The sequence below is a fragment of the Mongoliibacter ruber genome (assembly GCF_003003005.1).
In the GTDB taxonomy this organism is placed as follows: Bacteria; Bacteroidota; Bacteroidia; order Cytophagales; family Cyclobacteriaceae; genus Mongoliibacter; species Mongoliibacter ruber.
This window is the reverse complement of sequence record NZ_PVTR01000001.1, coordinates 606184-615912: the sequence shown is the minus strand read 5'-3', so window position 1 is coordinate 615912 and position 9729 is coordinate 606184. Positions and strand designations below refer to the sequence as shown.

Annotated in this window: 6 protein-coding genes; 5 read left to right on the top strand and 1 reads right to left on the bottom strand. The window is 34.9% G+C overall.

Going from position 1 to position 9729, the window contains the following annotated elements; translation table 11 throughout:
• On the top strand, nt 1–3026 hold a 3026-nt coding region (locus CLW00_RS02785), incomplete at its 5' end, for an Ig-like domain-containing protein (protein WP_106132089.1).
• Nucleotides 3027–3083: 57 nt separating this feature from the next.
• Here the strand turns inward: CLW00_RS02785 and CLW00_RS02780 are convergent.
• On the bottom strand, nt 3084–4184 hold the full coding sequence (locus CLW00_RS02780) for a hypothetical protein (RefSeq protein WP_106132088.1): 1101 nt from the start codon (nt 4182–4184) through the stop codon (nt 3084–3086).
• Between the two features lie 761 nt (nt 4185–4945).
• On the opposite strand from CLW00_RS02780, the gene CLW00_RS02775 reads away from it, so the two are divergent.
• The 4 genes from CLW00_RS02775 (at nt 4946) to CLW00_RS21595 (ending at nt 9729) form a co-directional block, all read left to right on the top strand.
• Nucleotides 4946–6106 carry an Ig-like domain-containing protein gene (locus tag CLW00_RS02775; protein ID WP_170073161.1) on the top strand — a complete coding sequence of 387 codons (1161 nt, stop codon included), beginning with the start codon at nt 4946–4948 and terminating at the stop codon, nt 6104–6106.
• 65 nt (nt 6107–6171) lie between these two features.
• Complete coding sequence (locus tag CLW00_RS02770; RefSeq protein ID WP_106132086.1) at nt 6172–7074, top strand: beta-1,6-N-acetylglucosaminyltransferase; 903 nt, start codon at nt 6172–6174, stop codon at nt 7072–7074.
• The gene (locus CLW00_RS02765; RefSeq protein ID WP_106132085.1) at nt 7067–8473 is read left to right on the top strand and encodes an oligosaccharide flippase family protein; all 1407 of its coding nucleotides are present in this window, start codon (nt 7067–7069) and stop codon (nt 8471–8473) included. The genes CLW00_RS02770 and CLW00_RS02765 overlap by 8 nt, the downstream gene beginning before the upstream one ends.
• A 725-nt stretch (nt 8474–9198) precedes the next feature.
• Complete coding sequence (locus CLW00_RS21595; RefSeq protein WP_245917148.1) at nt 9199–9729, top strand: hypothetical protein; 531 nt, start codon at nt 9199–9201, stop codon at nt 9727–9729.

Genomic DNA, 9729 nt, shown 5'->3' with positions numbered 1-9729 from the left:
CTAAAGTTGACTTCTATGTCAACGGTAGCCTGATCGGATCTGACAATTCAGCACCTTTCACGGCAAACTGGAATGCTGCTGAAGCTGGAAGCTTTGAGTTTACAGCTGTTGCCACAGATGACAGAAACGGAAAAACTACTTCAGCTGCAGTGACTGTAACAGTAATTGCTGACAATGTTCTTCCTGAAGTTTCTATTACTTCACCAGCGGCAGGTACAGAATACGCCATCGGAGAAGCTGTGACTATCATCGCAGATGCCACAGACGCTGACGGAACTATCACTAAAGTTGACTTCTATGTCAATGGAGGCCTGATCAGATCTGACAATACCGCACCTTTCACCGCAAACTGGAATGCTACAGAAGCAGGAAACTTTGAATTGACAGCTGTTGCCACAGATGACAGAAACGGAAAAACTACTTCTGCTGCTGTGACTGTAACAGTGATCGCTGACAACATACTTCCTGAAGTTTCCATCACTTCACCTGCAAATGGTACAGAATACGCTATCGGTGAATCAGTAACAATCACCGCAGATGCCACAGACGCTGACGGAGCTATCACTAAAGTTGACTTCTATGTCAACGGTAGCCTGATCGGATCTGACAATACAGCCCCTTTCACCGCAAACTGGAATGCTACAGGATCTGGAAACTTTGAATTGACAGCTGTTGCCACAGATGACAGAAACGGAGAAACTACTTCAGCTGCAGTGACTGTAACAGTAATTGCTGACAATGTTCTTCCTGAAGTTTCTATTACTTCACCAGCGGCAGGTACAGAATACGCCATTGGAGAAGCTGTGACTATCACCGCAGATGCTACAGACGCTGACGGAGCTATCACTAAAGTTGACTTCTATGTCAACGGAAGCTTGATCGGTTCAGACAATACCGCACCTTATACTATAAACTGGAATGCTATAGAAGCTGGAAACTTTGAATTGACGGCTGTTGCCACAGATGACAGAAACGGAAAAACTACTTCTGCTGCAGTGACTGTAACAGTTATCGCTGACAATATCCTTCCTGAAGTTTCCATCACTTCACCTGCAAACGGTTCTGAATACGCTATCGGTGAATCAGTAACAATCACCGCAGATGCCACAGACGCTGACGGATCTATCACTAAAGTTGACTTCTATGTGAACGGAAGCCTGATCGGAACTTCGTCAGATGCTCCTTTCACCGCAAACTGGAATGCTACAGAAGCTGGAAACTTTGAATTGACAGCTGTTGCCACAGATGATAGAGGAGGTGAAACTACTTCTGCTGCTGTGATTGTAACAGTTGTTGAAAATCAATTAGTTAAGCCTTTATCCATCAAGATAACATCTCCTTCACAAAATGAAGTGTTTGCAAGAAATGCAATGGTTAACTTTGAAGTTGAAATTGAAAGTGATTCAGAGATTGAAAAGGTAGAGTACTTTAGAAACAATATTTTAATTGGGGCTAGTGAAGAGGGTAACTTCAGTCTTTCATGGAGAGCGATGAATATGGGTAATCTCAATATCAGAGCGACCGTTACTGATATCGAAGGTCAAATCGCCAGTAGTGAAGTTTTAAGGATTAGAGTAGAGAATAATGTTGCTCCAGAAGTCCGGATTCTTTCCCCAAATGAAGGAGAAGAAATTATACTTGGTACACCTATTGAAATTTCAGCAGAAGCATTTGATTCAGATGGTTCGATAGATTATGTTGAATTTTACGCAAACGATAAGTTGATTGGTGTATCCAATGAAGAGCCATATTCAATTATCTGGACTGAAGCAATAAGGGGACCTTACAGTTTTACAGCAAAGGCATTTGATGATAGAGGAGCGAGTAGTACTTCAGCACCTGTTTCCGTAGTCATAATAAACAATGAAGAAGAACCTGATTCAGAGGATGGTGAGTCAGAGATACCGGAAGTAATCATAATTTCTCCTGGCTTTGGACAAGAATTTGAAAGTGGAACTGAAATTCCTTTAATAATCATGTTGGATGGCGATGCTTCGCTGGTAGAAAAAGTAGAATACTTTGCGAACGGACAGTTAATTGGGGTATCAAATCAGGATCCATTCAACTTTAATTGGATTGCTTCCATGACGGGTGAAATCGAATTGGTAGCCGTTGCCTATGGTTTTGACAATGAGAAAAGGAGCATTTCTGAAGCTCAAATGATTAAAATTGTTCAGCCTCAAACAAACTTTAGGATTGTTGATCCTATTCGAGATGCAGTTTTTATAGCTGGATCAGATATCTTGATTAGAGTATCGCTTCCTATGATTTCAAATGAGGTCGAAAAAGTAGAATACTTCAGAGGAAATCAAAAGATTGGAGAAACCACTCAAGACCCATATAGTTTTGTATGGGCGAATGTAAGTCAAGGACAATATAGCCTTGTTGCACGATTGGTATTCAAAGACGGTACTTCTGAACTATCTATCCCAGTAAGGATTTCAGTAATTCCGCGAAATAATGGAAGTATAAGAATAAAAGCTTCAAAATCAGAAATTGTTGAAGGTGCTTCTTTGGAATTGAATGTTGAAACCAATGATGTATCCAAGCATGTCGACCTTGTTGACATATACATGAATGACGAACTGATAGGGCAGCTGGATGAAGAACCATATATGTTGAAACTGGATGAACTACCTGTAGGAGAACATAAATTTGTTGCTAGAGGGAAATCAAAAAATGCAAAAAGTCAAGTGTACTATTCAGAAGAAATAAATGTGAGGGTGTTGCCTAGATCGGAGTACAATATTGATATTCCAGATATTTTACTTGAGATAAAAGTAGGGCCAAACCCAACGAGTGATTTCTTAAACTTGATATTTGAAAACCTTGACAGTGATGAAAGTTATGAATTTACTGTTCAGATCGTTGCGATGAATGGGGTGGTACACGACGTGTATACATTTGTTCAAAATGGTAAAGTAAGTACACTAGATGTCAATCATTTGAAAAACGGAGCTTACATGTTGAACCTCTTTCATAAGAATAGAAAAATTGCCAACAAAAGATTCATTAAGAGGCGATAAATAAAAGAGGGTTTAATAGAAAAGAGTCAAGCCAAATTTTGGCTTGACTCTTTTTATTTATTTGATATTATCCAAGTCGGTCACGAAAATCCCGCAATGAGTTTTTGTTCTATCACATAAAGTGGTGATTAGAATTTTATCATCGTCAGTGGCTTTAAGAGAAGTGACGGTATTGCCTCGTAGATTAGTATTATCAAGTGTTACGATTTCAAAGCCAGAATTCAATTTGATTTCAAAAATTTCATCATTTTTAAAACCAAAAATTCTATCACCAACAACAGTGTACTCAGCATTTAAATACTTTATAGATACTTCCTTTTGACCGATTTTTGTGGGTGTATCAGCACCAATGCTAGAAGCATACACAACCAATTCACCTGTCCTCATGCTAGTAGCAAAAGTTAAAATCTGATTGTCCTTAATTACTGATTTTGAGGGAAGGTCAAGGTACTTCTTAACTTCTCCATTGTTTTTTATTCTGAAAGTTAGCGAGCTGATTTGAACATGGAAAAAATCCTGAAAACTTTCAATTGAGTAATTGTTTTCAAACCAGGATAAGAATTCATGGTCTATAATTTTGCTTTCTTTTACTTCCACTTTACCCCCTGTTATAGAAGTGTTTAAAAGTAAAAATCTAGGATTATTATCAGCAATATTATTTTGAGAGGTTCTGTATGAGAACATCATAGTCCCGTTGTCATTGATCCCTAACATATCACCTTGCCAAAAGGGTATATCCTCAAAATTGACAAAATTAGGATCATACATACTGGGTTCAATTTTAGTAGGTTCAATACTGTTATTATTTGAATGAGAATGAATAAATAATTCAGATTCAGACCTAGTAATAAAGAAACTTTCGAAAATTGGTATTCTATATCTGCCTTCTCTTGTCTGATAATTGCCAAATTGATTAAGGTTGCTGACATCAATAAAATCTTTGGTTGTGTAAAAACCATTTCTTCCAATTACCACCCATCCGTTTGAGGTTTCTTTGGCATTGAAGATTTCAAACTTAAAATTTTCTAAATTCTCCCAGGCTTTAATATCTTTTGATATGGGCTTATTGGGATCATCTTCTTCACTTGCAATGCAAGCAAAAAAAAGTATTGAATAAACAGCAATTAAGAGTAGTGGGTTGACGATTGACTTAAACATAATTCTCTAATTTTTACTTTTCACAAGCGGAGCTGGTTTTTTGGTTGTTTGTTTACATAAATATGAATCAAAATTATTTATAATGCAAATAAGTATATTTAAAAAGCATTAAAAACTATTTGAAAATATAATCTCGTGGATATTTTTATTATATTTTACCTATTTAATTTATAATAAAAAGAATAATCAGTATACATAATATAATCTGAGGATGAATTAGCTAAGTTTAAATATAAGTTAGTTGCAAACCCAAATATTTTTCTTTTACTGTTCAATACCGACGTAAAATTTAATTATCGTTGAAAAACAGTCTATCAGGCAAATTTTAGTTGTGATAAATTGATATTTTAATTTAACTTATAAATACAATAAAAAACATTTCAAATAAATAAAAATGTATTATAAATTTATTATGTTTGCGACACCTTACAATCTAATTATCTATTTTCTATAGGCAATTTCCACTTGAAGTCATTAATAACCTGTGACTGAAGTGGCGAAGCTGTTTTTTTTTGAAAATAATTTGAAAGAAAAAATAGTGTGTAATACTTAATTTTTTTAGTCAAATACACTTTATATTCTCTAAAAATATAGAAGCGGTAAAAGCATCAGTTGAGCTAATATATTGACTATGAATAAGTTTAATAATGTGGTATTTTTGGTTTCATAACATATTTATAAACTATTGTATGAGATTAAAACCAATAAATAATTTAAAACTTAGGTCAAAATTTGAAAATTTTGATCTAAGAAGTTCAGTTGTGTTTTTTATTATTATAGGATTTACGTTTTTCAATAGTCTTGGTGTACTCGCCCAAGGTGTTCCTACCAATCAATTAGGTCAATTATTATGGTCAGCAAATCACCTTAATGGCAGTAGTAATGAATGGACGAGTGATGGTGGAGGTGGTATTTATAATACTGGTACAGGAAGGACTGTAGTATCAACAGAACAAGCCAAAACAGGGAATCATTCTCTCAAACTGTCTATAAATACTACATCGGGAGATTCACATGGTACCAGGATTTACCGCTGGAAAGAAATAGGTAATAATGATGACCTCATTTATACTTTTCATTTGTATTTGCCTCACAGAATAGATTTGGATCCCAATAATGCTTGGTTCAATCTTGTCCAAACAAAAGGTGTGAAGTATGCTGCAGGTGGACCTGGTACAGGTCCAGATCAAATTAATAATCCACACTATGTAGTAGGTCTCGGAGTAAGAGGGGGTGCAGGAAAAGGCGGAGCCAACTTTTTGACTTTAGGTGATCTTCAGAGGTTCTGGGGAGGGAGCACAAACGTTTCCTGGGCTGCTAAACCTGGTATGGATCTACCAACCGGAAGATGGGTGAAAGTTCAATTATTGATCATGCAAAGGAGAGATGAGTCTGGTAGGATAATTCTTTGGCAGGATGATCAATTGGTGATTGATACAGGTTTGAGAAATACTTTAAGGCCTGAAGTTGATGCCAATCATTTTAGTATTAATGCCTATGCTGACAAGACAATTCCTAATAATAGTTCTTTCTATCTAGATGATGTAAGTATCAATTTACCTGGCAATAATAGTTCTTCTTCTAATAAAGTCTTTATAGAATCGAACCCGAATGTAGGTGGCTCTGTAAGAATCTCCACTCAGAAAAATGAAAGTAATGTCAGTATCACGGAACCGGTGAATGATGCTGTTTTTGAAGAAAATTCAACTATAAATATTAAGGCAAACTTGAGTAATGCTAATTCTCCAATTTCGAAAGTTGAATATTATTATGGGACTAATTTAATTGGAACAAAAACACAAGCTCCTTTTGAACTTAATTGGTCTCCTCCTGGCAATGGCCAATATAGAATAAGAGTAAAAGGAATTTTTGAAAATGGAGACAGTAAATTTTCGGAGTTTGTCAATCTAATTGTGAAATAATTATCAGGGCTGCTTTATTTTTTTAGCAGCCCTTTTTTTATACATAAAAGCAAATTATTTAGATAATGGGAAAACATGCTATTTTAATTTTGGTGCACAACAATTTGGAAAGGGTAAATGACTTCTTCGAAATCTATGATCACAGATTTTACTTTTTTATTCACATTGACAGTAAAAGTAAAATAAGCAATGAGAGAATTGAAATGGTTAAAAAATCCAATTCAAACATTGTGTTTATTGGCTCTGAATACAAAGTTAACTGGGGAGGTTTTAATTTTTTAAAGGCCATTTTACTTCTATGTAAAAAGGCAGTTGATTATGGCGGCTTTGATTATATCCATTCAACGAGTGAATCTAATTTGCCAATTAAAACCAAAAATGAGTTTGTCGATTTTTTTGAAAAGAATAGAGGCTATCAATTCATCGAACATTTTCCACTGGAAACTGATAAATGGTACTTGGGAGGTCTAAATAGGTTTAACTTATATAACCTCTATGATACATTTAATGCGAAGACCAAAATTGGTAATTTCACTATTAATAAAATAAAAACTGCGCAAAAACTGATTGGTATAAATAGAGATATTAAAAAAAGAATACCTAACCTTTTTGGAGGATCATGTTGGTTTTCTTTGACGCATGATTGTGTAAGTTATTGCTTAAATTATCTTGATACACATCCTGAATTTTTAAAATGTTTTAAATACTCACATTGTCCTGAAGAGGCATTATTTCAAACCGTAATATTAAACTCCCCATTTAAAGATCAGGTGATCAATGATCATCTCAATTATATCGATTGGGAGTTTCGAAATGGTAACAGTCCCGCCAATTTGGATCTTTCAGATTTACCCATCTTGTTGGATTCGGAAAAATTAAGCGCTAGAAAAATAATCCCTGGAATTTCAGATCAACTAAGGGTGGAAATTTTAGCTAGTTTACGTGATAGAAAATTCGCAAATGATTAAAAAAATAATCAGCAGCAAAGTATTTAAGAATTTTTCCTATTTGACCTTAGGGACTGCAATTTCTCAAATTTTAAGTTTAATCACAGTATTAAAAATCACGAGAGTTCTTCATCCGGATGATTATGGATTATACACTTTTATAATAGCTCAAGGGGCACTTTTGGTTACCATAGCTGATTTAGGTATCCAAACTATAGTTGTACGCGCTATTTCAAGAGATCCCGACAAAACCAATGACTTGGTAATCAATGGTATCTATATTAGGGGCTTGGCCTTGGTTGTAGTAAGCGGTATTTATGTTTTGTACAACTTTATGCTTGGAGAGCTTACTCAAGTAGAATTGTTTTATGTGTTTGCTTTTGCTCTTATTACTTGTTTGGGTAAACTGTACGAAATTGTTTTTATTGGATACCAAAGAATGCTTCCCACTTCAGTCATCAATCTGGTATATGGTGTGCTATGGTTTGTGGTAGTTTTTATTATGCCGGAGAGTTTTATGACTGTTCCTACATTGATGATTTTTTTCCTTGCTGTCAATCTTTTAAAAAATGCTACATATTATTTCAGTCTGAAACACTACAAAATGCTCACGGGCAAGGTTGATAACTTTTTTACATCATCATATAACTTGTTGCAGGAGAGTTGGCCTTATTTTGCCTTGACTTTGGTGATGCTGCCATATAGAAAATTTGCGAACAATTTTTTAGATATAAATTCAAGTATTGATGAAGTTGGGTTTTATAATCTTTCCGAAAAATTTACAGGACCTATTTCTATGGTACTTGACATTGGGTTGATTGCTATTTTTCCCAATCTTTCTGCAATGTGGGTTTCTGAAAAAAGTAAGTTCTTCAAAGTCATAAACGTAGGTTTCAAATACTACATGCTATTAGGGATTTTGATGGCATTTCTTTTTACGATGTTTGCCCATGAGATTTTATCCTTCTTGTTCTCACCGTCATATTTGCCAGCAGTGATTGTCTGTCAGATACAGATTTGGTTTCTTTTGTTAAGCTCTATTGATAGTATGATCGGAACAATCTTGGGAGCCACCAACAATGAGAAAAAGATATTTCAGCTAGGGTTAATCAACTCTATAGTCTCAACACCTATCATTTTTTATGGGAGCTATTATGGTGCTCTTGGTCTTTCTGTAGCGTACTTGATAACCTTTGGTCTCTATCAATTTTACATTTGGTATGTTTTCAGGAAAGCAGTGAATGTGGTCATTGAAAAGAAGTTGTTGATGTGGGCATTGGCTATTTCTTTATTTGTGGTATCTTATTTTGTGGTATCAGGATTTGGTTTAGCATTGAAGATTTTAATTTCCATACCTATTGTTGTTTTCGTGGTTTTTATGACTGTTGGTAAAAAACACATTCTCAAAATGATTAAATGAAAAAGAACCTTTATTTAATTTACATAATCGCTTTCATATTAATCAGCTTGAAGTTTTTTGATGCGACCTTTATAAGTCCATCGCTATCAAATTATGTCTTTATTTTATCCATTTGGATAACCGTGTTTCTTTCAGTTCCATTTTGGTTTTCCAATAGAAGAACAACATTTGATATACCCATTTATATGGTGTTTTTTTCAATTCTTTTTTCTATCCTAATGGCCTATTTTGCATGGAATCAAAGTTTTTTTCATAGTATAATGGAAACTACACAGTATCTGATGTGGCCTTTTTATTTTTTCTTGATTGGCCATAACTTTAAAGTAAAGACAATTGAAAAAATAGTCATAGGTTTTGGGTTGTTGTATGCAGCTCTCTACTTTTTTCAGTATTTTAATCAGGGGGTGGTTTTATTTGGCCGTCCCTTATATGGTGATGAATGGACCGAAGATCGTGGAGTAATAAGAATAATTTTTCCTGGTGCCGGGATCTTTATTTTAGCGGTTTTTATTGCTTTGACTAAAATTACGACTACCAAGACTTTGCGGTGGTTATGGCTCCTTATTTTATGCTTAGGCCTAGTCATACCTGTAATGCAGGTCACTAGGCAGTTTATTGTTGGTATTTCACTGGTATACTTATATCATTTGGTCATAAATGTTAAACCTATTTACAAAGTTTTGTTACTCGCAATATTTCTCATCTCCGGTACCATAATTATAAAGATGGAAATTAACAGTGTTAAAGGTTTGATTGAGGCAGGTGAAAGAGATGCAGAGTTAGGAAAAGAATATATCCGTGTCTTGGCAGCTGAATATTTCTTGAAAGATTATGCTCCAAATGACCTTAGCAAAGTCTTTGGAAGCGGAGCCCCATACTGGGGTATATCAGCTGTAGGTAAGTTCAATGAAAGGTTAGCTGATGAAAGGGGCTATTATCTATCGGATGTCGGGATAATTGCAGTTTACGCTATGTTCGGAATAATCGCCGTTGTGGGGTTTGTGATTATTTGGATCAAGAGTTTTACCATTAGAATTCCCAAGTCTTTTGCATATGCCAAATACTACATTTGGTATATACTCTTCACCAGTGTCACCTGGTATTCTGTATATCATTATCATTACATAATAGCAACCATCTTGGCACTTTACCTTTATCAAAAAGGCATTGATGATCAAAAAAGAGTTGAACTAGTGAAGAAAATATTAATAAAAATTAAGAGTAAGGACAAAAAACAATTTGACCCCACAACTTGA

Bases quoted from the DNA above. Each gene is read 5' to 3' on its own strand.
- CLW00_RS02780 (WP_106132088.1), bottom strand. From the start codon at position 4,184: ATGTTTAAGTCAATCGTCAACCCACTACTCTTAATTGCTGTTTATTCA.
- CLW00_RS02770 (WP_106132086.1), top strand. From the start codon at position 6,172: ATGGGAAAACATGCTATTTTAATTTTGGTGCACAACAATTTGGAAAGG.
- CLW00_RS02765 (WP_106132085.1), top strand. From the start codon at position 7,067: ATGATTAAAAAAATAATCAGCAGCAAAGTATTTAAGAATTTTTCCTAT.
- CLW00_RS21595 (WP_245917148.1), top strand. From the start codon at position 9,199: ATGGAAATTAACAGTGTTAAAGGTTTGATTGAGGCAGGTGAAAGAGAT.